Source organism: Paraburkholderia sp. D1E (assembly GCF_052682275.1).
In genome coordinates this window covers 7,420,678-7,442,291 of the sequence record NZ_JBQYMB010000001.1, presented here as the reverse complement: position 1 = coordinate 7,442,291, position 21,614 = coordinate 7,420,678, and the positions used below count along the sequence as shown (strand labels likewise).

Here is a 21,614-nt window from a genome sequence, read left to right as displayed (position 1 = left end):
GCGCTGGTAATACCCCTGAAAGCCCGTCACGACGGGCTCGAGCGGCAATCCGTCTGCTATCTGCACTATCCGTTCTGTGATATGCTCCCCGGGTGCAAAGTTTTAGGTCCTTCCAAGCAAGACTTGATTCGCGCAATCCGCCAAACGGTCAGGCCGTGTCGCGGAAGGTTCTGTAACCCGCTATTTCTCGAGAAACTCGAAGAAAGGTGAGCGTAAAAATGATGAAGCAATTCCAGTCGAACTCCTATCTGTTCGGCGGCAATGCTCCGTACGTAGAAGAAATGTACGAAGCGTATCTCGACAATCCGGCGTCAGTGCCCGAGAACTGGCGCAGCTATTTCGACGCGTTGCAGAACGTCCCTGCATCGGATGGCAGCAATGCCAACGACGTGGCCCACGGCCCGATCGTCGAATCGTTTGCGCAACGAGCCAAGGCTAATGCCTTTATCCCGCGCGCGGCGGCCGGCGGCGAAGATCTCGCTACTTCCCGCAAGCAGGTCTATGTGCAGTCCCTCATCGGCGCATATCGCTTCCTCGGCTCGCAATGGGCCAATCTCGATCCCCTGAAGCGCCGCGAACGTCCCGCTATCCCCGAACTTGAACCCGCGTTCTACGACTTCACTGAAGCCGACATGGACCAGGAGTTCAGCGCAACGAATCTGTATTTCGGGTTCGAGCGTGCTTCGCTGCGCGAGATCGTCAAGGCCCTGCGTGACACGTACTGCGGCACGATCGGCGCCGAGTACATGTACATCAGCGATCCGGAACAGAAGCGCTGGTGGAAAGAGAAGCTCGAGTCGATCCGTTCGACGCCGAACTTCTCCAATGAAAAGAAGAAGCACATTCTGAATCGCCTGACGGCCTCTGAAGGCCTCGAGCGCTTCCTGCACACCAAGTACGTCGGCCAGAAACGCTTCTCGCTCGAAGGCGGCGAAAGCTTCATCGCGTCGATGGACGAAGTCGTGCGTCATGGCGGCGCCAACGGCGTGCAGGAAATCGTCATCGGCATGGCCCACCGTGGCCGTCTGAACGTGCTGGTCAATACGCTGGGCAAGATGCCGGCGGATCTGTTTGCCGAATTCGAAGGCAAACACGTCGACGACCTGCCGGCCGGCGACGTGAAGTACCACAAGGGTTTCTCGTCGGACGTCTCGACCGAAGGCGGCCCGGTCCACCTGTCGCTCGCGTTCAACCCGTCGCACCTCGAAATCGTCAACCCGGTGGTCGAAGGTTCGGCGAAGGCGCGTATGGATCGTCGCGGCGACGACAGCGGCCTGCAAGTGCTGCCGGTGCAGATCCATGGCGACGCGGCCTTCGCAGGTCAGGGCGTCGTGATGGAAACGCTGAACCTCGCTCAAACGCGCGGTTACGGCACGCACGGCACGCTGCACATCGTCATCAACAACCAGATCGGCTTCACGACGTCGGACCCGCGCGACTCGCGCTCCACGTTGTACTGCTCGGACGTCGTCAAGATGATCGAAGCGCCGGTGTTGCACGTGAACGGTGACGATCCTGAAGCGGTCGTGCTGGCTACGCAACTGGCCATCGACTTCCGCATGCAGTTCCACAAGGACGTCGTCGTCGACATCGTCTGCTTCCGCAAGCTGGGTCACAACGAGCAGGACACGCCGGCTGTTACGCAGCCGCTGATGTACAAGACGATTGCGAAGCACCCGGGCACGCGCGCACTGTACGCTGAGAAGCTGGTCCAGCAAGGCGTCATCACCGCGGAAGAAGGCGACGAATTCGTCAAGGCCTACCGCAAGGCGATGGACGAAGGTCATCACACGGTCGACCCGGTGCTCTCGAACTACAAGAGCAAGTACGCGGTGGATTGGGTTCCGTTCCTGAACCGCAAGTGGACCGACGCAGCCGACACGGCAGTACCGCTCGCCGAGTTGAAGCGCCTTGCTGAGCGCATCACCACGATCCCGGAAAACTTCAAGGTTCACCCGCTGGTCGAGCGCGTCATCAACGACCGTCGCGCGATGGGCCGTGGCGAAGCGAAGCTCGACTGGGGCATGGGTGAACACCTGGCATTCGCGTCGCTGGTTGCGTCGGGCTATGCAGTGCGCCTGACCGGTCAGGACTCGGGCCGCGGCACGTTCACGCACCGTCACGCGGTGCTGCACGATCAGAACCGCGAGCGCTGGAACGACGGCACCTACGTGCCACTGCAGAACGTCGCAGAAGGTCAGGCGAAGTTCAACGTGATCGACTCGGTGCTATCGGAAGAAGCGGTGCTGGGCTTCGAATACGGTTACTCGACCGCTGAACCGAATACGTTCGTTGCGTGGGAAGCGCAGTTCGGCGACTTCGTGAACGGCGCGCAAGTCGTGATCGACCAGTTCATCTCGTCGGGCGAAGTGAAGTGGGGCCGCGTCTCGGGTCTCACGATGCTGCTGCCGCACGGCTATGAAGGTCAAGGTCCGGAGCACTCGTCGGCACGTATCGAGCGTTTCCTGCAACTGTGCGCAGACCACAACATGCAGGTCGTTCAGCCGACCACGCCGGCGCAGATTTTCCACCTGTTGCGCCGTCAGATGATCCGCCTGTTCAGGAAGCCGCTGATTGTCGCTACGCCGAAGTCGCTGCTGCGTCACAAGGAAGCCGTGTCGGATCTGTCCGAACTGGCGAAGGGTGCGTTCCAGCCGATCATTGGCGAAATCGACGAAGCGATCGAAGCGAAGAAGGTCAAGCGCGTGGTGGCCTGCTCGGGCCGCGTGTACTACGACCTGCTGGCGCATCGCCGTGAATCGAAGTCGAACGACGTCGCGATCATTCGTATCGAACAGCTCTATCCGTTCGCGCACAAGCAGTTCGAAGCGGAAATGAAGAAGTACGACAACGCGACCGAAGTGGTCTGGGTGCAGGACGAGCCGCAGAATCAAGGCCCGTGGTTCTACATCGAGCACCACCTGAAGGAAGGCATGAAGGAAGGGCAGAAGCTGGCATACAGCGGCCGTCCGGCTTCGGCCTCGCCGGCTGTCGGCTACTACGCGAAGCACTACGAGCAGCAGAAGGCGCTGATCGAAGGCGCTTTCGGCCGCCTCAAGAGCGCGTCGATCGCTAAATAAACACTAGAGCCGAACCGGGAAAGCGCAGGGCGCTTTCCCGTGCCGCGTCTGAAAGATCATTCGCGGCATTCGAGGTTCGCAGGCGGTCGTCGTTCACTGCGCCGTCACCCGATACGTATTCAGGATATTCATAATGGCTATTGTTGAAGTCAAGGTTCCCCAGCTTTCCGAGTCGGTCTCGGAAGCCACGATGCTGCAGTGGAAGAAGAAGCCCGGCGAGGCTGTTGCACAAGACGAAATTCTCATCGAAATCGAGACCGACAAGGTCGTGCTCGAAGTGCCGGCACCCTCTGCTGGCGTGCTCGCACAAGTGATCTCGAACGACGGCGACATCGTCGTCGCGGATCAGGTGATCGCCAAGATCGACACCGAAGGCACGGCAAGCGCCGCTGCTGTCGAAGCCGAAGTGAAGCCGGCACCCGTTGCCGCGCCGGCACCGGCCGCTCAGGCCGCATCCGCAACGGGTACGAACACCGCTGCTTCGCCGGCTGCCGGCAAGCTGATGGCCGAGAAGGGTCTGGGCGCGGGCGACGTCGCCGGCACGGGCCGTGACGGCCGCATCACCAAGGGAGACGTGCTGACGGCAGGCGCTCCGGCTGCCAAGGCGGCACCGGCACCGGCTGCCGCACCGAAGGCTGCAAAGCCGTCGCTGCCGGACGTCAAGGCACCGGCATCGGCCGACCAGTGGCTGAAGGACCGTCCGGAACAACGCGTGCCGATGTCGCGTCTGCGTGCGCGTATCGCGGAGCGTCTGCTCGAGTCGCAGCAAACCAACGCCATCCTCACCACGTTCAACGAAGTGAACATGGCACCGGTGATGGACCTGCGCAACAAGTACAAAGATAAGTTCGAAAAGGAACATGGCGTGAAGCTGGGCTTCATGTCGTTCTTCGTGAAGGCGGCTGTCCACGCGCTGAAGAAATTCCCGCTCGTGAACGCGTCGATCGACGGTAACGACATCGTCTATCACGGCTACTTCGACATCGGTATCGCGGTCGGTTCGCCGCGTGGCCTGGTGGTGCCGATCCTGCGCAATGCAGATCAACTGAGCCTCGCCGAAATCGAGAAGAAGATTGCGGAATTCGGCCAGAAGGCCAAAGACGGCAAGCTGTCGATCGAAGAAATGACCGGCGGTACGTTCTCGATCTCGAACGGTGGTGTGTTCGGTTCGATGCTGTCGACCCCGATTATCAACCCGCCGCAATCCGCCATTCTGGGCGTCCACGCCACGAAGGAACGCGCTGTGGTCGAAAACGGCCAGATCGTGATCCGCCCGATGAACTACCTGGCGCTGTCGTACGACCACCGGATCATCGACGGTCGCGAAGCGGTGCTGTCGCTGGTCGCGATGAAGGATGCGCTGGAAGACCCGGCGCGCCTGCTGCTCGACCTGTAATTGCCGGTTTGGCGGGCGTCGGCTTGTCATCGCGCAAGCCGACACCATATAAGCAGCACGTCTATAGCATTCCGCAGTACTGGAACGACGCGCGCCACGAAACGTGGCCGCGCGCTGTTCCGTCATCAAAAGGATTGTCATGTCCAAAGAATTTGACGTCGTCGTGATCGGCGCCGGCCCAGGCGGTTACATCGCCGCAATCCGCGCAGCGCAACTCGGCAAGACCGTCGCATGTATCGAACAGTGGAAGAACCCGGCCGGCACGCTGAAGCTCGGCGGCACGTGTTTGAACGTGGGTTGCATTCCGTCGAAGGCGCTGCTCGCGTCGTCGGAAGAATTTGAAAACGCGTCGCATCACCTGGCCGACCACGGCATTTCCGTGTCGGATGTGAAGGTCGATATCTCGAAGATGATGGCCCGTAAAGAAGGCATCGTCGAAAAGATGACCAAGGGCATCGAATTCCTGTTCCGCAAGAACAAGATCACGTGGCTCAAGGGCCACGGCAAGTTCACCGGCAAGACGGACGCCGGCGTGCAGATCGAAGTGAGCGGCGAAGGCGAAACCGAGGTGGTCACGGCAAAGAACGTGATCATCGCGACCGGCTCGAAGGCGCGTCACCTGCCGAACATTCCGGTCGACAATAAGATCGTCGCCGACAACGAAGGCGCACTGAGCTTCGAATCCACGCCGAAGAAACTCGCCGTGATCGGCGCGGGCGTGATCGGGCTGGAACTGGGTTCGGTGTGGCGTCGTCTGGGCGCGGAAGTCACCGTGCTCGAAGCGCTGCCGGAATTCCTCGGTGCGGCCGACCAGGCACTGGCTAAAGAAGCCGCCAAGCAGTTCAAGAAGCAAGGTCTGGACATCCAGGTCGGCGTGAAGGTCGGCGAAGTGAAGACCACCGACAAGAGCGTCACGATCGCCTACACAGACAAGGACGGCAATGCGCAAACGCTCGAAGCCGACCGCCTGATCGTGTCGATCGGCCGCGTGCCGAACACCGACAACCTCGGTCTCGAAGCCATCGGCCTGAAGGCGAACGAGCGTGGTTTCATCGACGTCGACGACCACTGCGCGACGGCAGTCCCGAACGTGTACGCGATCGGCGACGTGGTGCGTGGCCCGATGCTCGCGCACAAGGCTGAAGACGAAGGCGTGCTGGTTGCCGAAATCATCGACGGTCAGAAGCCGCATATCGACTACAACTGCATTCCGTGGGTGATCTACACCGAACCGGAAATCGCGTGGGTCGGCAAGACGGAGCAGCAACTGAAGGCCGAAGGCCGCGAGATCAAGACGGGCCAGTTCCCGTTCATGGCGAACGGTCGTGCGCTGGGCATCAACAAGGCGGAGGGTTTCGTCAAGATGATCGCCGACGCGAAGACCGACGAACTGCTGGGCGTGCACATCATCTCGGCAAACGCATCGGATCTGATCGCGGAAGCCGTGGTGGCGATGGAATTCAAGGCGGCGTCGGAAGACATCGGCCGCATTTGCCATCCGCACCCGTCGTTGTCGGAAGTCATGCGTGAAGCGGCGCTCGCCGTGGACAAACGCGCGCTGAACATGTAATCACGCGCACGCCTGACTGAACGCAACTCTGGCATCACCACAAAGGCGGGCGGGTTCACTCCCTCCCGCCTTTCTTTTTGCAGCAACACAATGAACGTCACCGAATACTACGAAAAAGAACTGCAGACGCGGGGTTACCAATCGGATCCGGCGCAACGCGCGGCGGTCGACCGTCTGCAGCGGTGTTATGACGAGTGGGTCGAGTACAAGTCGCGCCGCTCGAATGCGTTCAAGAAGCTGATCATCCACCCGGACCTGCCGCGCGGCGTGTACATGTGGGGCGGCGTAGGACGGGGCAAGAGCTTCCTGATGGACAGCTTCTACATGATCGTGCCGGTGCAGCGCAAAACGCGGCTGCATTTCCACGAATTCATGCGCGAGGTGCACCGCGAACTGGAAGACCTGAAAGGCACGGCCGATCCACTCGACGAACTCGCGCGCCGTATCGCCAAGCGCTACCGGTTGATCTGTTTCGACGAATTCCACGTGTCGGATATCGCCGACGCGATGATCCTGTACCGCTTGCTCGACAAACTGTTCGAGAACGGCGTGCAATTCGTGATGACGTCCAATTACGATCCGGACACGCTGTATCCGGACGGTCTGCATCGCGACCGTATGCTGCCGGCAATCGAACTGATCAAGTCGAAACTCGACGTGATCAATGTCGACGCGGGCATAGACTACCGCCAGCGCACGCTGGCCCAGGTCGAGGTGTATCACACGCCGCTCGGCGCGGCCTCGGACAAAGCGTTGCGCGACGCATTCTCGCGTCTTGCAGCGGTGCCCGATGAGAGTCCTATCCTGCACATCGAAAAGCGCGAGCTGAAGGCGTTGAGGCGTGCTGATGGTGTTGTGTGGTTCGATTTCGCGACGTTGTGCGGCGGTCCGCGCTCGCAGAACGATTATCTGGAACTGGCGAGCCGTTTTCACGCGGTGATCCTGTCCGGCGTGCCGCAGATGTCGGCGCGCATGGCGTCGGAGGCGCGCCGCTTCACCTGGTTGATCGATGTGTTCTACGACCATAAGGTCAAACTGTTGATGTCGGCAGCGGTGCCGCCCGATCAACTGTACGTCGACGGCCCGATGGCCAACGAATTCACACGCACGGTCTCGCGCATCGTTGAAATGCAGTCGAAAGAATATCTCGACGCGCCGCGCCGGCTCGTCGATACGTCGTTGACGTAAGCAGCGGCGTGACGCGGGTGTCGATGCTTTTGCGATAGATCACGGTCCGCTCACCGAACCGGCGGGGTCCGAAGGCGTATTTTCAAGATTCGGATTGGTCTTATGTTCCGTCCGCGGACGACTGGATATCTTCTTTGTCATGGTTCTAACAAAGGAGAAGCCATGAATCCGCACCGTGATATCAATGATGAAGAATGGCAACGCATTGCACCGTTGCTCCCTGAGCTGCGTCCGCGCTCTGAACTGCGTGGCCGGCCGCTTGCCAACACGCGTTCGGTGCTCAACGGCGTGTTGTGGGTGATGTACAGTGGCGCGACCTGGTCCGCCATGCCGCGCAAATACCCGTCGTATCAAACCTGCCATCGCCGCTTCAAGGCGTGGTATGAATCCGGCGTACTCAAGCGCGTCATGGATCAGCTATTCGGCGCGGCGAGCGAAGAGCTCTGTAACCTCATGGAAGCGCGCATGCGCACGCATGTGAGCGCGGAACAGAAGAGTGTTGACGCAGAAAAGGTTCCGGCCACTGCGCCCACGGCGTATAGCCCGGTATCGGTCAAGCCGTTACCGTCTTCGCCGTTCGCGTATGCGTCGCCCTTCAAGCACGCTGCATGACCACCCCGACCAGCCAGACTCAAACAAAAAAACGGCCGGACGATTGCGATCGTCGGCCGTTTCTTCCGGTTCCATCCTGGCAGCAGTAGCGGCCTTGATGGAACGCCACATTCGCGCGTCAGGCATTGGCGCCTGAACTACCCGCCTGCTATTACTATTGCTGGCGAATCCAGGTCTGCGAGCGACCCAGCAGCGAAACGCCGATGTAGCCACGCACGATCAGCTTGTTCCCACTGTCTTCCAGGTGCATCTTGCACTTGTAAACCTTGCCGTTTTCCGGGTCGAGAATCTGCCCGTGATCCCAGGCGTCGCCGTCCTTTTTCATATCGTTGATAATCGTCATGCCGAGAATCAGCTGGTCCTTGCGCGCGTCCGTACATTCGGTGCAGCGGCGATCCGGTTGATCATTGGCATTGAGTCCCTTGATCACCTTGCCGCTCAGCGAGCCGCCGCTGTCCTGTGTAATTTGCACGAGCGCTTTGGGCTGGCCGGTGTGATCGTCGATGGTTTGCCACGTGCCGATTGGGGAATCGGTCTGCGCCATTGCCGTGACGGCGCTGGCGAGCAGTACGCCGGCGAGGGCGGCATGTTTGGCTGTGCGAAGCGCGATTGCGCGTGCGCGTTGAGCGAATTGCATCATTGTCTTCCTCCTTGATTAAAGACGGCGCGATCATGGTCGCGCGGCGTTATTAGCATCTCGGGCGGCCTTCTACTGCGGCCGCCGTGACGCCTCGTATGCCTTGTATTGCCCCTCAGGTTCAACTTCGGCTACATCGGTTTGCAATTCGCGGCCTGAGTGCCGCGAATTGCACATCCTCAGCGCAGAATACGTGAAAGTGCGCGCGCCGTTTGATAGTGGAACCTCTAGTCGTTATTTCTCGTTGCTTCCGGTCGTTTTTCGTTGCTCTGGTTCGGACATTAATGCTGTTTAAAATCAGATACTTAACGACTGTTTGATCTTTCTCGTTGCTTCCGGTTGTTTCGTTTCCAAGCTCTTCAATTCGAGGCGAAACGCGGGGGACGGTACGGGGATTCGGCTCCAGCCTATCCCCAACCTTACGAAGAAGGGCGAACGAAAGGAATAGATCATGAGGCATACGAACTACACACTTACCCCGGCGAAGCTCAACGCCGCGCGCGGTCGGGACAAGCCCTACAAGATCGCGGACGGCGGCGGGTTGTTTGTGCGCGTATCGACGGCGGGAACGCGCACGTGGTGCTACGGCTACGCTCACGCCGGGAAGCGGGGTGAGGTCACGCTCGGACAATACCCGGAGGTCGGCGTGAGCGCCGCGCGAGACCAGCACTTCGCCGCCCGTCAACAACTCGCTGCGGGCGTTGATCCAGCGGTTGCTAAGAAGGCCGACCGCGAGGAAAAGAAGCGGGCAGCGGCAACCGATGACGGGCTGTTCAAGGCGTTCTCGCAGAAGTGGTTGGACGAGCAACTAAGCGACGCGACGCCAGCATATCAGCGAAAGATGCGATCACTACTAGAGCGTTTCGTCTGGCCGTCCATCGGAACCAAGGCGCTGGGCGATGTTAAGCCGCACGACGTTCTAGCGATCATGCAGAAGGTCCGCGACACACCAGGAACGGCGGAGAAGGTCCGTTCGCTGATCAAACAGATATACGACCACGCGATCCGTTCGCTACGCGTAGAACACAACGTAGCGTCGGCGATGCGCGGCGCAATCAAGGTGCCGTCGTCGAAGCACCACCGTCACCTCAGCGAGTTGGAGTTAGGAGTGTTCTGGCGGGCAGTAGGCAAGCAGGTAGACGGTGTGGCCCACCCATCGACCATCGCCGCTGCCCGGATAATCGCGCTGACCCTCAGCCGCAAAACTGAGGCGATCAAGGCCGAATGGAGTGAGATCGACTTCGACAAGGGTACGTGGACCATCCCGGCAGAGCGGACCAAAATGCGCAAGCCGCAACGGGTCTATCTCAGCCGTCAAGCCGTCGCCATACTCGAAGCGCAGCAGGCTCTAACGGGCGGCGGCAAGTGGGTCTTCACGACCGCTTCGCGCCGCGCCGTTCCGATATCCGCTGCGACGATGACGAGCTTCTTCAAGCGGTTGGAGGGCGTGCCGAGCGACTTCACGCCGCACGGTCTGCGCGGTACGGGCGCAACGATCCTACGCGAGCACGGCTTCCGGCGCGATGTCGTTGAGCTATTGCTGGCGCACACGGAGAAGGGCGTGGCGGGCGCGTACCATCATCACGAGCTTGTCGAGGAACGGCGCGAGGCGCTTCAACACTACGCCGACACGATAGAAGCGCTCGCGAAGGGCGGTAAGGTCGTCGGCCTTAAGAGTCGGGCGCGAGCGGCGTAGGCGGGCTTTATACACGTTTAGGCATATGGGCCGCGCTGCTTATAACTTCTGCGGCTTTGCGAGTTCATTCCGCGACCTTAGGATAGCGCCTAGTTAATAACGAGTAACAACGACAACGGACGCGAAAGCGACCTACGTTTTTCCGCCCCTAAATTGGCGAGAACAGACTGCACTCTGAGGAGCGCGGTGGTTCTCGCCTTTTTGTTTTGGCCGATGATTTCGATGCCGACCAAGGAATTGATATGACACAAGTAAGTACAACTATGGAACTGCCGACGACTGGGCTGATGCGACTGTCGCAGTTCAAAGCCATCGTCAACATTTCTCACGTAACGGTTTGGCGACTCTTGAACAGCGGGAAGTTCCCCGCTCCGCTCCGGGTATCGCCGCGTCTGCGCTTGTGGCGTGCTGAGGATGTTCGCGAGTGGATGCGGATCGGGCCGGACGCCTGGCTGGCTGCGCACCCGGTTGCTGAGGGAGAGGGCGCGGTGTGAAACGGGCGTGTCGGTGGTGGCCGAGGACACATCGCAAGGGCTTACGATTAACCAGAATTCGACGCAACCGAAAGGAGAAAAATCATGAAGGCCGATGTAGCGATTATGTGTAAAACCTCGTCGGAGTTCCGTGCTGAGGTCGAGGCCGCTGCCAAGGGCATGGGCGTAACGATGAGCGAGTTTATGCGCCGCGCCGCGCTGTACGCCGTGAAGGAACGTCCGATGCTGGACGACCACAGCGGTATGCGCGGAGGTGGTAAGCCGCCCGGTACGCGGCGACGCACCAGCTAAAGCGCCAATCCCAAACGAAGTGACGAGAGTTGCTGCCGTAGTTCTGGCGCGGCTTCGTTTGTCTCGAAATTTACAACCCGATAAGGAATACATAGTTATGGGCAACATCACGGCTGATTTCGGAGAACTGCTGCGTCAAGCTCCGATGACGATCAATGGCTATCTTCAGTACGCGCACGATGCAGCTGAAAAGTACAAGATTCCAGAAGCGCAGCGCGCCGCGTTCTACGGCGCTTATATCCAAGCGTGCGCCGCCGACTATCACACGGCGGCGGGCTCGAAGTGCATCGAAGAGGCGTTGGAGCGCATCGCGTACGCAATTAGCGGGGCGGCTGATGACGTTTCGACCGCCCTGAACAACGTCGCAGGGAATCTTGCCAGCCAGAATGGCGGCTTGGCGATGGAGGTCGGCGGAGTCGGCTGGGAGATTACGAGCGCAGCGGGGATCGTTGCCGAGGCGATTGCTATGGCGATGGCCGGTAAGCACGAAGAGTTGGCCCGGATCAGCGCTGCGCGACCGGTGCGGAGACGCGAAGGTCACGGCGGGTAAAAAGAAAGCCGCGACTGAGCGCGGCTTAAAGAATTTTCTTCAACAACCCTCCCGGTTAGCAGCCGGAAGTAACTACAAGGACTAAGTACTATGCTAACCGGTAATTCTGGCGACATCAAGGAAGCCGAAGCGAATTCTTCGAACGGTGTCAACAACTTAACACCGGCGCAACTCGTCGCGCAGCGCGAACGCTTCTTCAAGCAGCTCGGCTCGCGTCTTCCAGAAGGCTGCGACGGGCGCGTGGGCTTCCGGCAAAAGCCCAACCCCGGCGTCGGCGGCTTCGCGATGTATCCGTGGAGCGAGTCGAAAGCTCTCGACGCTGATACCAACCTCTACACCTGCATCGCCGCGTGCGTGCGCGTAAAGAGAGAGAAAGAAGGTCGCAAGCCGTGGTTTGAGATCGATCTGAAGGACGGCTTTAGGGCGCTTCTGATGGTCCACTTCGATGACGTTGGCACCGGAGCGACGGCGGGTGCGAACAAGGCCGCGAACGCGGGTAAAACGCAAACGACGACGGTGGACGCTTTGCGCGCGGCTCTGGGTACGCCGACGTTCGTGCTCGAAACTTCACCCGACAACTTTCAAGTCGGCTATTTGCTTGAAGCGCCTTGCACGGATGAGTCGTATGCCGCTGGCGCGATGAAAGCGATTGTCGGTCATTTCTCGGCGGGCGGCACGGTCGATGAACTCGTCAGCCCGGTGCGCATCGTCCGCGCGCCTTACTCCCGCAATCTCAAGCTCCACAAGATCATGGAGGACGGCAAGCATAAGCGCGAGAATAACGAACTGCTCTGGGGCGATCTAATGTACCCCGGCGACGACGGCAAGGGGTTCCGGGTTCGGCTAGTAGAAGAGAACTGGAGCGCTCTGCACACTCTCGAAGGTCTCGCTGCGCGCATTGGCGTCGAAATTAACCCGGTCCACATCGTTAAGCGCACGGGCGGAAAGCGTGAAATCGATACGCGCAACGCATACGACGATGAGGCGTATAAGCGCGTGCTCGCAGCGATGCGCGCGGACGGCGATTGCTACGAAACGAGCACTGATGATTATCGCGGCACTTGCCTCGTGTGCGGCGCGGGCAATTGCTTCCGGGCGAGCGGTCCCGAATCGAGTCAGAAGTACACCTACACCGCGATCTGCTACCACAAAGGCGGCTCGTGTGCACTTGGCTCGAAGAATGACGGCGAGAGCGGCTGGAAGCTTATGCTGGCTGAATCGGGCATCGAAGAGCAGATGGAAGAGGAAGTGGAGAAAGCCGCTGCGTGGGCGAGGAACAAGGTGCGCCAGCTTCGCCTGTCTGCTGTCTTCGCTGCGCGTACTGGTTGGAAGTTCGACGCGCCGAAGGCAGGAAGCGAGTGGGAGCGGATTGCGTCGGCGTCGCGGATCGTCGCGGCACGCGGACACCTCGCGAGCGAACCGGAGGCCGTGCCGGAATCGAACGGCGGCGAGAATGTGTCGAAAAAGACTGAAGCTGAACACCGCGCCGACGCTTCGGACGCCTCGCTGCCGGAGTACAAGCGCTTGGCTGCGGCGCTTCGGGCGAAGGCTGCGGAACACGACTACAGCGGCGACAGCACGCAGTTTAAGCCCGAAGAACTCGTTAAAGCCGCGAACGAGATGGAGGCGTTTGGGGAGGCGTCCGATGAAGAGCGCGACGGGCTGATTGACTTCCACATCGAGCGCTACAAGAGAGACGGAAAAGCGTTCCGTGACTGGAAGAAGGCACGGAAGGATGAAGACGCGACGAAGCCGTGGGGCATCGAAGACAGCACCAAGCACATTCAAATGAAAGGCCCGGTCGATTCAAGCAAGGGCATTCTTGACCTAGCGGCGCGTCTCTATCCTGACGACGAGCGGCTGAAGCGGTTCGGCGCGAGTAACGAGGCTGGCGGCGCGCGGGAAGTGCCCGGGTGGCTGAAGGAGTTGCCCGAAGTCGAGGTGCCTTGGGTCGATGAGGGTGAATTCGGCTTCACGTACTCTGAGAATGACTTCCGGTTTAAGGGCGAGATGACGCACCGCCGTGCTGGCGTATATGCGCATAAGCGCGAAGTGAAGCGCGGCGTGCCCGTCGTCGCCTCCATCCGGTTCTTGTCGCCCGTCGAGATTATCGGACGGACGCGCGACGCGGCTGACACGTCGTGGGGTCGCGTGCTGCGGCTCAAGAAGGATACCGGCGAGTGGAAGCAGATCGCGGTGCCGATGCGAATGTTGGCGGGTGATCCGGTGAAGCTGCGTGAGATGCTGCTTGATAACGGCGCGGAAGTGATGCGCTTTGAATCTAAGGCGCTTGAGTCGTATATGTTGACGGCGGCGAATTCGAAAAAACTGCCGCTGCTTTATTGCACGGATCGGGTCGGCTGGTTCGAGGGTCAAGATGCGTTTGTCACGCCCTTCGAGGTCATCGGTGCGAACGACGTGGTATTTCAGGATAACCGGGCGCGGCTCGAATACTCACAGAAGGGCTCGCTGGAAGAGTGGAAACGGACGGTGCCGGCGCTCGCTGAGGGGAACCCGATGCTGATGATGGTGATGGCGATTGGGCTGGCGGGGCCGCTGCTGCGCGAATATAACAAGGATAGCGTGATGTATCACCTGTGCGGCGAGACCACTGGCGGCAAGACGACGAGCGCGCTGGCGATGCTCTCCATCTGGGGACCGCCCGACAGCCAGAAGCTCACGTTCGTCGCTACACCTAACGCCATCATGGCCGCCGCAATCGAACGTAGCGACACGGCAATCGTGGTCGATGAAGCGAACGAAGAAAACGCTGAGCACGTGTTCGGCATGGCGTACAACATCGCGAACGGAAGCGAGAAGGGTCGCTCTGATATTACGGGTCGGCTGCGCGAGATGAGGACGTTTCGGATTGCCGCCGTGACGACCGGCGAAAAGACCATTCAGTACTTGGTCGAGTGCACCGGCAAGGAGTACGCCGCTGGCATGTCCGTGCGCCTGATCGACGTATTTGTGCGCGGCGAGTATGGCATTTTTGACGACCTGCACGGCGAGTTGGAGCGACACGGCGGCGACGGAAAAGCGGCGGGCGCGGCGTTCGCGAAGCGCCTCAAGGATGCTGCTTCAAAGTGCCACGGATGGGCAGGCCCGGAGTTCGTGCGCTCTATGCTTGCGGATCGCCCGGACTTGGCCGCGCTGCTGAAGGAGAATGTGTCGCTGCTGAAGGTGCACGCCCGGTCGGCGGCAGACCTGCGTACGGCTGAGTCGTTTGCGATTGTTGCCGTTGCGGGTGAGCTTGGAATTAGATATGGCCTGTTTCCGTGGTCGTCGGAATCGATGCGTGACGCGTGCATTACGGCGTTTAAACGGTGGATGGAAAATCGACCGAAGGCCGGGAAGAGTTCTGATACGCATAACGCCGCGCAGTCGCTCGTGGACTATATTGATCGGTTCGGTGGAAGTCGGTTCTCTGATATTAACGGCGGCGACTTCGGCGACGGCAGCGACGTGCGCGTTATTGATCGTTCAGGATATTGGGAGTTGGTCGAGGGTGAGGTGGCCGGGATGGAGGCTGAGGTGGACGTTGTAGGTTTGCCGCCCGGTAAGGTCGGTTCTATGATTGCGAACGAGGTCGCTGGTTCTGGCGTGAAGGAGGCTGAGCCAAAGCGTAAGGTGTACTACTTCAACACCGCTGCCTGGGCACTTGTGACGGGTAAGTACAAGCAAGTCATCGAGCGCATGTGTGCTGAGTCCGGGTGCATCCATGAGCGAAAAGGTGGGCGGCGCGTGTGGAGTCTTACCATCAACACATCGAAGGTTAGTGGGCGTTTTTACGCGGTAGACGTGAATAAGTTGCGGGCTTACCTGAGCTGATTGCTATCACGTTGTTCGTGGTCCTTGAGGGTCGCTTCGGCGGCCCTTTTCATTTTGTGCTTGGTCGTGCTTGGTCGTTTGAAGGTGGCTGGCGCGGCGGTCGCGTTCTAACGGTTTCTAACGGTGTCCAGCGTTCTAACGGTCGGCGTTAGAAAAACCGTTAGCGCGGAAAGCCGCGCCGGGTATGGGATCGACACTTGCGCTAACGGTTCTAACGGTTCTAACGCTGTTTTAGAAGTATAGGTATAGGAAGTAGAAATAGGACGAATTTTTGCAGAGCGAGTCCGAGGGCGGAGGGAGAAAACGAGAGAGCCGCTGCACAAAATCGCCTGAAAACAAGGTCGGGTAGGTATATATTTTTTTTAACGTTAGAACCGTTAGAACCGTTAGAAGGTCCGTCAACGCCTTATCGGGCGCGGCTTTCGCCTCTAACGGTTTTTCTAACGCCGACCGTTAGCGCGTTAGAAACCGTTAGCGCGTGGTAAATCAGCAGCGGCTCTATCCATCGACACGCGGCAACGCCTACTATCGCGAGCAACAAGGACACATATTAGCGAGCGCAGCGATGTTTAACCCTCACCAGAATCTCCACGACCCGGCGAACTTTGCCGATGAAGATTTTCTCGAATACCTCCCCGAGGAAACCGACGACTTCATTGACCTGTTCGTGCGCGGCGTTCCGAAGGACCAAGCTGTGATTCGAGCATTCCAGCTAATCAAGCGCGGCTTCGGCACCACGAACGCCGACATGCTCGCGCTCGCAATCCTCTCCATTCCGTCAATAGCCAAACAGATCGACGCCAAGATCAAAGCAGCGAAGCCCGACGAGCTTTGGCACGCCCGCCTCGCAGCCCACAAGTTGCTCCAGATCGTTCAGGACGACCGCAACAGGGAGTCGGCGCGGCTCAACGCTATCGCCCAGCTTAACGTCCTTCTGGGCATCACGGAGATGACGGAGACCGGGCAGCAGAAGCTCGTGGACAAGAGCCTCGCAGACTTCTACACCCGGCGCATCGAGCGTCAGTTCGGCGCGGCTCCGTCCGAAGGCGCGATCACCCACTAATCGAGCGAGAGCGGGTGAAACTGGGAATAGAGGTTCTATAGCAGGACTTCGAATATCAAGCGCGGTCTGGGTCCGACACCCATCAACCGCGTTTCCCCGCGCTAGACCCCGTAATCAGACGTAGGCGCGGCGACGGACTCCGGAGCAGACAGCCTAGAAGCCGACGACGAACCGAACCCACACAGACCTACAGACCGATGCAAACGAACCAGCTAGAACACGAATACGACAGCGTCGCCAGCGAGTTCGGGCGGCGAGTCGCGAACCGATGGGCGCACGCGGAACTGTGCAAGGCCGGAAAGCGCGAGGGCTTCGAGTTAAGCGACTTCTATGCGATGTACGGGTCTGAGGAATCGCTGCCTGAGCACGAACGCACCCGACCCGGCGACGAAACGCTGCTAGACATCTCTCAATGGAACGCGTTTTACCGCACGAATCCGTGGGCGCACAACGGTGTAGCTTGGAAAAACCCGCTCGCTAAGGGCAGGGCGCATTGGATGAAGGAATTGTATGAGACGGTCCTAGCAGGCGAACCGGGCCGACAATCGATTCACTACGTCGCATGGCTCGTGACGCTTACACAAGCTGAGGTAGAAGCTGAATACGAACGCCTCAACCGGAGCGATGATGCGACAGAACAAGAATGGGCGAAGTGGATCGTGGCGTTGGAAGAGGAAGACGCCATCGATATTTGGATGTTGATCTATCAGCGTCATCCTTCACCCAACTTCAGCGTTCAATCCGACGCACAGGTCAAGCCGTACAACATCGGCATCGGGCCGATCCCAAATGAGCAAACGACTGCGAGTATGGTGGCGAGCGCTATGGGCAACAACATCGATTACAGCAACGTTGACTTCGGGTCGAACGCGCTTTGGAACGACGGGCGAACCGATGAACAGCGTGCCGATGAAGCAGCACTCAAGCTCAGAGGCGAGCGCACACAAGCCAAGATTGATCGTAAAACGAACAAAGGAGTAGTTTGATGGCCTGGATCAACAAAGACAAGAGCAAGGGTGAGAAGGCCGACAAGAAACCTGCGGCCACATTCTGGGACGACCCAGCACCGGCGAAGAGTGGCAAGGAGCAACACTCCAAAGTCGAAGAAGCAGGGCATGTGTTTGGCTTCAACCCGGACCTCGAATTGCAAACGCAGATCGGTGGATCAAGTCGCGAGTATGGTCAACAAGCGATCAACGCGAGCGTGGCGAACGCGAATGAGCAGCCGACGAGCCGTGCCCGAATCGAACACGCTATGCGTCCGCGCTCCAGCATTTATCACGATGGCCTGTTCCATCTTTCGACCCATCGCGCTGCACGCGGCGAGGGCCGGATCAGCGAGGAAGAGCGCGAGACCTTGATTGAAACGGCGGAGCGGAAAGCGTACGCAGGTCTGATGCACATACTCGACTTGTTCGCCCGATAGCCATGTTCACAGGTGACCCACTCAGCCCTATCGGCATCGCGCTAGATTTCATCAGCCGCCTTGACGAGATGACCAACGGCCAAGGAACGGAGTGGCGCGATGTCGATATCAGCGCGGCGCTCACCAACAGACTTCGCCGTGGCCGAATTAGGCGCGCTGAAGAAGCCAAGCGCAAGAACGCCATTGAGCGTGAACGTCGCAGTGCGGTCACGCCGACGCGGCCATATGAGTGGGGAAAGCGCTGCGGCCCGTTCGGCTCTTACTCGCTGATAGTCGATTCGCCTGTTAGGCGGGCCGCGCTCGCCGCTTCGAACACTCTATAGCGCCCGGTCGATCTCGCCGCAGGGCCTTCCTCCGCTCCGATACGGGTATTTCAACGGGTAATCACGGCCCGATCACCGCGAACCCAAGCGCCTCATCCCTTCATAGGTTCTCACCCGGAACCTCTAATCGATCCGCTTGAAACGCTGAGCGAAGCCGTACACCTCGCGCGGCGACAATCGTTCCTGTACCGAAAACACGTGAAGAACGGTACGTCAGGACGACAGCCAACCAATAATACTTAGGATTACTATCAAATGAAAAGCGATCTCAGCAATCCGCTCACCCATATTCGCATCCGTCGTTTCCCGGAAGGCGCGAACGTCATGCTGCCCGAAGACTTCCAATCTGCGCCCGCTATTCGCGTCTTGTTCATGCCGCACGAGCGCCGTACACACGCGTCACTTCGCGCCATCGGCTTCGGCACGTTCGAATCTTTCGCGGCAGTGTTCGGCAAGCATCTACTCGCAAGTCCCGAAGCCCTCGACGCTGCAGCGGCAGTCTACGAGGAAACGAGCACCTTTAAGGTCGAATTGCTCGAAGTCATCACCGCGCTCGGCAGCAAGCGTGACGCTGAACTCGATGCCCGCGTATCGGAAATGACGCACCACGCGGCAGACGCGGCTCGCGCTCTGTCCATCGCTCTAAGCGACCACACGCCGGAAGAGTACAAGCATCGCCGCCCGTCCGACAACTTGATCCTTGCCGGGATCATCACGGGCCACTCCGAAGAACTCGAAACGGAAGCCGCGCTTGAGAACGGCAGCGGCATCGAAATCGACTGGAGCAGATTGGACGGCGTCACAAAATTCAACGCAGGCGGCACGAGCATCTGAGGAGCGCCGCGTCATGACCGAACACGAATACAAGGCGCGGCGATTCATTCCGCGCGTTCTCGAAGTGGCCAAAATCCGCTACCACAACCGGACAGGCTGCGTCATCGTCACGGCGAAGGATTTGCGCGCGGCATTCGACGCATGCGGGTTCGACGGCCTGCTTAACGCCAACGTGCTCAGCGACGCGATCGATACGGCGGGCACGCAGCGCATCGGCGGCAGTCCCGATACCGGCCGCAATTACGTCTTTCCGGGCGTGAAGACGCGCCTAGAAGCTGTCCGGACGGCTGCACGCAATATCGCCCTAGCCGAACTGGCTGAAGAGCGCGTACGGGCCGCTGACAGCCGCCTAATCGTCAAGCGAACAGCAACGCGCCACGGCTGCGTCGTTCACTTCGACTATCCGCTACCCGCTACACATAACAGGAGTTGAAAATGGCAGATGACCTGGATCGATTCACTTTGGAGTACAAAGTGGACGTTAAGGACAGCATCGGCAGGCTCGAAAAGCTGAACGAGAAGATGGGCAAGGTTGGCGACAGCAGCAAGAAGTCCGCCAGCGACTTAAAGAGCTTCGCCGCAGACGCGTCCAGCGAACTCGGCAAGCTCGTGCCCGGCATGAACGCAGTGGGCGCGGCAATCAAGGCGATGGGCGCGGAATTCGCGGTCGCAGGCGCGGCTCTCGGTGCGCTCGCTCTGGGCGTAAAGGCCTTGATGAGTATGCGTGAGCAATACAATCAGCAGCGCGGCCAAGGTATGGATTTGGGCGTATCGTCCATGCGCATGGAGAATTGGCAGCGCCAGTTCGTTCGACGGGGCGGCGGATACGTCTCGCGAGACTCTGCCGCAGAAGGTCTCAAGAACTTCTCAGAGATGGCCAATAGCGCCTATACCGATCCGTCCCGGACGGGTAAAGAGGCGCGGCTGATGCGGATGCTTGGTGTTGACGTCGGCGCTCGCGGCCAGACTCCGACCGGCCTCACAGCGCGTTTGTCCCAACTCGCGAGCGGCCTTCAAGGAAAGAGCACAGGCGACGTTCAAGGCATCGCGAAGGCGACCGGCATGAATCAGGATTGGCTCTTGACGCTCCAGCGTCTTGGTCCGGAAGTGGGCCATATCACCGATCTGACGCAGAAAGAAATCGATCAGCGCGCGCAGGCCGAAAGCTCGCTATCAAAATTCAATCAGGAACTCGCGACGCTCAAGGAGAAGTTCACTGAACTATCCAACGAACTCGCTGAACCTCTGCTGCCGGCACTCACGAAGCTCGTTGAGATTATGACGAAGCTCGCGGCTGTTATTCCGAACGCCGTTCACGATGTCCAAAAGACCGGATTGACCGGCAGTGTCCATAGCTCCGTTGCGGAAGCCAAGGCGCACCCGCAGAAGGGCGGCGGGCTGATCGGCTGGTGGCGGCGCTTGAACGGTATTCCTGACGAGGATTATCAGGCGGCGCAGAACGCTGCGCACAATGACCCGAACAGGTATAACCCGCAGAAGAAAGCGGACGCCAAGAAGGAGCAGGAAAATCGCGATAAGACTATCGATAAGGCTGACGACATAAACAAGCGCGGCCTCCAGACAGCTAGCGAGATGAGCTTGGCTGTCAATATGTTCGCGGGCGCGGTTCAGTCGTTTTCTAGCGCAATTTCATTGCAGCAAGCATGGGCTGCATGGGCGGGCGAAATCGGTCGCGCTAACAACCTTCCGGGTTCGACCGGCTCCGGGCCTACGACACTGTCTGGCGGCGGACGCGGCAATTGGACCAGTAGTCAGTATGCGCCGCAGATTCGCGCGGCCTCGTCGGCGTATAACGTCGATCCGCAGATGCTGTACTCCATCATGATGGCGGAGTCGCACGGCATCAACGGGCAGTACAGTTCGACTGGTGCTGGCGGGCTGATGCAAGTAACGAAGGGCAACTGGAAAGCGTACGGCGCTGGAGACGTGATGGACCCGGCAGGAAACATCATGGTCGGCGCTCGAATCTACAAAGAGATGCTGGGACGGAGTAAAGGCGACACCGCAGGCGCGCTTAACGGCTACAACGGCAATAGCGATCCCAAGTACGTCTCCAAGGTCTCCGGGTTCTACGGCGGTAGTGGCAAGGGCATCGGCGTTTCGAAAGCCGATATGAACGTCATGGCCGTGCAGCAGCAGGTTGCTGACTATCTCCATGTTCCGCTGCAACAAATTCAGCAGGGCGGCGTGCATCGCGGTGACGCTTCGTGGGCGGCGAACCAACTGGACGCCGGTATGCAAAACGGCATCTACGACATTAAGCGTCAGTTGGCGACGGGCGGATTGCCGCAGCAGACCTATGCGAAGCTCCAGCAAGACCTCGTCACCCAATCGCGCGGTCTCGACTTGCTGCGGCAGTACTCCGGCGATGTGGTCAATGCGCAACCGGCTGGCGACCGTACGCGGACGATTGGTGAAATGCAGATCGTTATCAATGTGAACGGCGCAGGCGACCCGAAGGCCGTGGGTCAAGCCGTCAACGATGCGCTGCGGAAGAGTATGACCGATTTGGTCAACAACAACGCAACCGGTATTAAGGGGTGACGCAGTAAGTGTCGAAGCCGCGCCCGTCCTGAGTTTGACAGTGTCCTTTTGTATGCGA

The 21,614-nt window shown here is 59.5% G+C and carries 18 protein-coding genes; 17 read left to right on the top strand and 1 reads right to left on the bottom strand.

The features are described 5' to 3' along the window. Positions 1-218: 218 nt before the first annotated feature. The 5 genes from ACUN0E_RS33430 to ACUN0E_RS33410 all read left to right on the top strand — a co-directional run bounded on the left by ACUN0E_RS33430 (position 219) and on the right by ACUN0E_RS33410 (position 7,846). On the top strand, positions 219-3,080 hold the full coding sequence (locus ACUN0E_RS33430; RefSeq protein ID WP_408389298.1) for a 2-oxoglutarate dehydrogenase E1 component: 2,862 nt from the start codon (positions 219-221) through the stop codon (positions 3,078-3,080). 133 nt (positions 3,081-3,213) lie between these two features. After that, positions 3,214-4,476: a 2-oxoglutarate dehydrogenase complex dihydrolipoyllysine-residue succinyltransferase gene (gene odhB / locus ACUN0E_RS33425; protein ID WP_408389300.1), complete on the top strand. Its 1,263-nt coding sequence runs from the start codon at positions 3,214-3,216 to the stop codon at positions 4,474-4,476. 139 nt (positions 4,477-4,615) lie between these two features. Continuing rightward, positions 4,616-6,046, top strand: a complete 1,431-nt coding sequence (gene lpdA, locus ACUN0E_RS33420; RefSeq protein ID WP_445569290.1) for a dihydrolipoyl dehydrogenase — start codon at positions 4,616-4,618, stop codon at positions 6,044-6,046. Between the two features lie 90 nt (positions 6,047-6,136). Further along, on the top strand, positions 6,137-7,234 hold the full coding sequence (gene zapE / locus ACUN0E_RS33415) for a cell division protein ZapE (RefSeq protein WP_408235215.1): 1,098 nt from the start codon (positions 6,137-6,139) through the stop codon (positions 7,232-7,234). Between the two features lie 162 nt (positions 7,235-7,396). Beyond that, positions 7,397-7,846, top strand: a complete 450-nt coding sequence (locus tag ACUN0E_RS33410; RefSeq protein WP_408389304.1) for a transposase — start codon at positions 7,397-7,399, stop codon at positions 7,844-7,846. Positions 7,847-8,000: 154 nt separating this feature from the next. Here the strand turns inward: ACUN0E_RS33410 and ACUN0E_RS33405 are convergent, their stop codons facing one another. Beyond that, complete coding sequence (locus ACUN0E_RS33405) at positions 8,001-8,486, bottom strand: DUF2147 domain-containing protein (RefSeq protein ID WP_445569289.1); 486 nt, start codon at positions 8,484-8,486, stop codon at positions 8,001-8,003. 448 nt (positions 8,487-8,934) lie between these two features. Between ACUN0E_RS33405 and ACUN0E_RS33400 the strand changes: the two genes are divergently transcribed. From ACUN0E_RS33400 to ACUN0E_RS33345, 12 genes are all read left to right on the top strand, one after another. Then, a complete protein-coding gene (locus ACUN0E_RS33400) occupies positions 8,935-10,179 on the top strand; it encodes a tyrosine-type recombinase/integrase (RefSeq protein ID WP_445569288.1) in 1,245 nt (414 codons plus the stop codon). A gap of 242 nt (positions 10,180-10,421) precedes the next feature. Then, a complete protein-coding gene (locus tag ACUN0E_RS33395) occupies positions 10,422-10,673 on the top strand; it encodes a helix-turn-helix transcriptional regulator (RefSeq protein WP_445570569.1) in 252 nt (83 codons plus the stop codon). Between the two features lie 84 nt (positions 10,674-10,757). Beyond that, positions 10,758-10,964 (top strand): hypothetical protein, encoded by a 207-nt coding sequence (locus ACUN0E_RS33390; protein WP_445569287.1) that lies wholly within the window; start codon positions 10,758-10,760, stop codon positions 10,962-10,964. A 97-nt stretch (positions 10,965-11,061) separates the two neighbouring features. Beyond that, complete coding sequence (locus tag ACUN0E_RS33385) at positions 11,062-11,514, top strand: hypothetical protein (RefSeq protein WP_445569286.1); 453 nt, start codon at positions 11,062-11,064, stop codon at positions 11,512-11,514. Between the two features lie 90 nt (positions 11,515-11,604). Then, positions 11,605-15,345, top strand: a complete 3,741-nt coding sequence (locus ACUN0E_RS33380) for a DUF927 domain-containing protein (protein WP_445569285.1) — start codon at positions 11,605-11,607, stop codon at positions 15,343-15,345. A gap of 478 nt (positions 15,346-15,823) precedes the next feature. Further along, a complete protein-coding gene (locus tag ACUN0E_RS33375; RefSeq protein ID WP_445569284.1) occupies positions 15,824-16,408 on the top strand; it encodes a hypothetical protein in 585 nt (194 codons plus the stop codon). A gap of 197 nt (positions 16,409-16,605) precedes the next feature. Then, on the top strand, positions 16,606-17,394 hold the full coding sequence (locus ACUN0E_RS33370; RefSeq protein ID WP_445569283.1) for a hypothetical protein: 789 nt from the start codon (positions 16,606-16,608) through the stop codon (positions 17,392-17,394). After that, positions 17,394-17,834 carry a hypothetical protein gene (locus ACUN0E_RS33365; RefSeq protein WP_445569282.1) on the top strand — a complete coding sequence of 147 codons (441 nt, stop codon included), beginning with the start codon at positions 17,394-17,396 and terminating at the stop codon, positions 17,832-17,834. Before ACUN0E_RS33370 ends, ACUN0E_RS33365 begins: the two co-directional genes overlap by 1 nt. 2 nt (positions 17,835-17,836) lie before the next feature. Beyond that, positions 17,837-18,157, top strand: coding sequence for a hypothetical protein (locus ACUN0E_RS33360; RefSeq protein WP_445569281.1), 321 nt, complete (start codon positions 17,837-17,839; stop codon positions 18,155-18,157). A 255-nt stretch (positions 18,158-18,412) separates the two neighbouring features. Next, a complete protein-coding gene (locus ACUN0E_RS33355) occupies positions 18,413-18,991 on the top strand; it encodes a hypothetical protein (protein WP_445569280.1) in 579 nt (192 codons plus the stop codon). 13 nt (positions 18,992-19,004) lie between these two features. After that, positions 19,005-19,424 (top strand): hypothetical protein, encoded by a 420-nt coding sequence (locus ACUN0E_RS33350; RefSeq protein ID WP_445569279.1) that lies wholly within the window; start codon positions 19,005-19,007, stop codon positions 19,422-19,424. A gap of 2 nt (positions 19,425-19,426) precedes the next feature. Next, complete coding sequence (locus ACUN0E_RS33345; protein ID WP_445569278.1) at positions 19,427-21,556, top strand: transglycosylase SLT domain-containing protein; 2,130 nt, start codon at positions 19,427-19,429, stop codon at positions 21,554-21,556. Positions 21,557-21,614: the final 58 nt, after the last annotated feature.

What these genes read in the sequence shown, in the direction of transcription:
- lpdA (WP_445569290.1), top strand. Translation starts at nt 4,616, where the DNA reads ATGTCCAAAGAATTTGACGTCGTCGTGATCGGCGCCGGCCCAGGCGGT.
- ACUN0E_RS33345 (WP_445569278.1), top strand. Translation starts at nt 19,427, where the DNA reads ATGGCAGATGACCTGGATCGATTCACTTTGGAGTACAAAGTGGACGTT.
- ACUN0E_RS33400 (WP_445569288.1), top strand. Translation starts at nt 8,935, where the DNA reads ATGAGGCATACGAACTACACACTTACCCCGGCGAAGCTCAACGCCGCG.
- ACUN0E_RS33390 (WP_445569287.1), top strand. Translation starts at nt 10,758, where the DNA reads ATGAAGGCCGATGTAGCGATTATGTGTAAAACCTCGTCGGAGTTCCGT.
- odhB (WP_408389300.1), top strand. Translation starts at nt 3,214, where the DNA reads ATGGCTATTGTTGAAGTCAAGGTTCCCCAGCTTTCCGAGTCGGTCTCG.
- ACUN0E_RS33370 (WP_445569283.1), top strand. Translation starts at nt 16,606, where the DNA reads ATGCAAACGAACCAGCTAGAACACGAATACGACAGCGTCGCCAGCGAG.
- ACUN0E_RS33430 (WP_408389298.1), top strand. Translation starts at nt 219, where the DNA reads ATGATGAAGCAATTCCAGTCGAACTCCTATCTGTTCGGCGGCAATGCT.
- ACUN0E_RS33380 (WP_445569285.1), top strand. Translation starts at nt 11,605, where the DNA reads ATGCTAACCGGTAATTCTGGCGACATCAAGGAAGCCGAAGCGAATTCT.
- ACUN0E_RS33395 (WP_445570569.1), top strand. Translation starts at nt 10,422, where the DNA reads ATGACACAAGTAAGTACAACTATGGAACTGCCGACGACTGGGCTGATG.
- ACUN0E_RS33385 (WP_445569286.1), top strand. Translation starts at nt 11,062, where the DNA reads ATGGGCAACATCACGGCTGATTTCGGAGAACTGCTGCGTCAAGCTCCG.
- ACUN0E_RS33365 (WP_445569282.1), top strand. Translation starts at nt 17,394, where the DNA reads ATGGCCTGGATCAACAAAGACAAGAGCAAGGGTGAGAAGGCCGACAAG.
- ACUN0E_RS33355 (WP_445569280.1), top strand. Translation starts at nt 18,413, where the DNA reads ATGAAAAGCGATCTCAGCAATCCGCTCACCCATATTCGCATCCGTCGT.
- zapE (WP_408235215.1), top strand. Translation starts at nt 6,137, where the DNA reads ATGAACGTCACCGAATACTACGAAAAAGAACTGCAGACGCGGGGTTAC.
- ACUN0E_RS33360 (WP_445569281.1), top strand. Translation starts at nt 17,837, where the DNA reads ATGTTCACAGGTGACCCACTCAGCCCTATCGGCATCGCGCTAGATTTC.
- ACUN0E_RS33405 (WP_445569289.1), bottom strand. Translation starts at nt 8,486, where the DNA reads ATGATGCAATTCGCTCAACGCGCACGCGCAATCGCGCTTCGCACAGCC.
- ACUN0E_RS33350 (WP_445569279.1), top strand. Translation starts at nt 19,005, where the DNA reads ATGACCGAACACGAATACAAGGCGCGGCGATTCATTCCGCGCGTTCTC.
- ACUN0E_RS33410 (WP_408389304.1), top strand. Translation starts at nt 7,397, where the DNA reads ATGAATCCGCACCGTGATATCAATGATGAAGAATGGCAACGCATTGCA.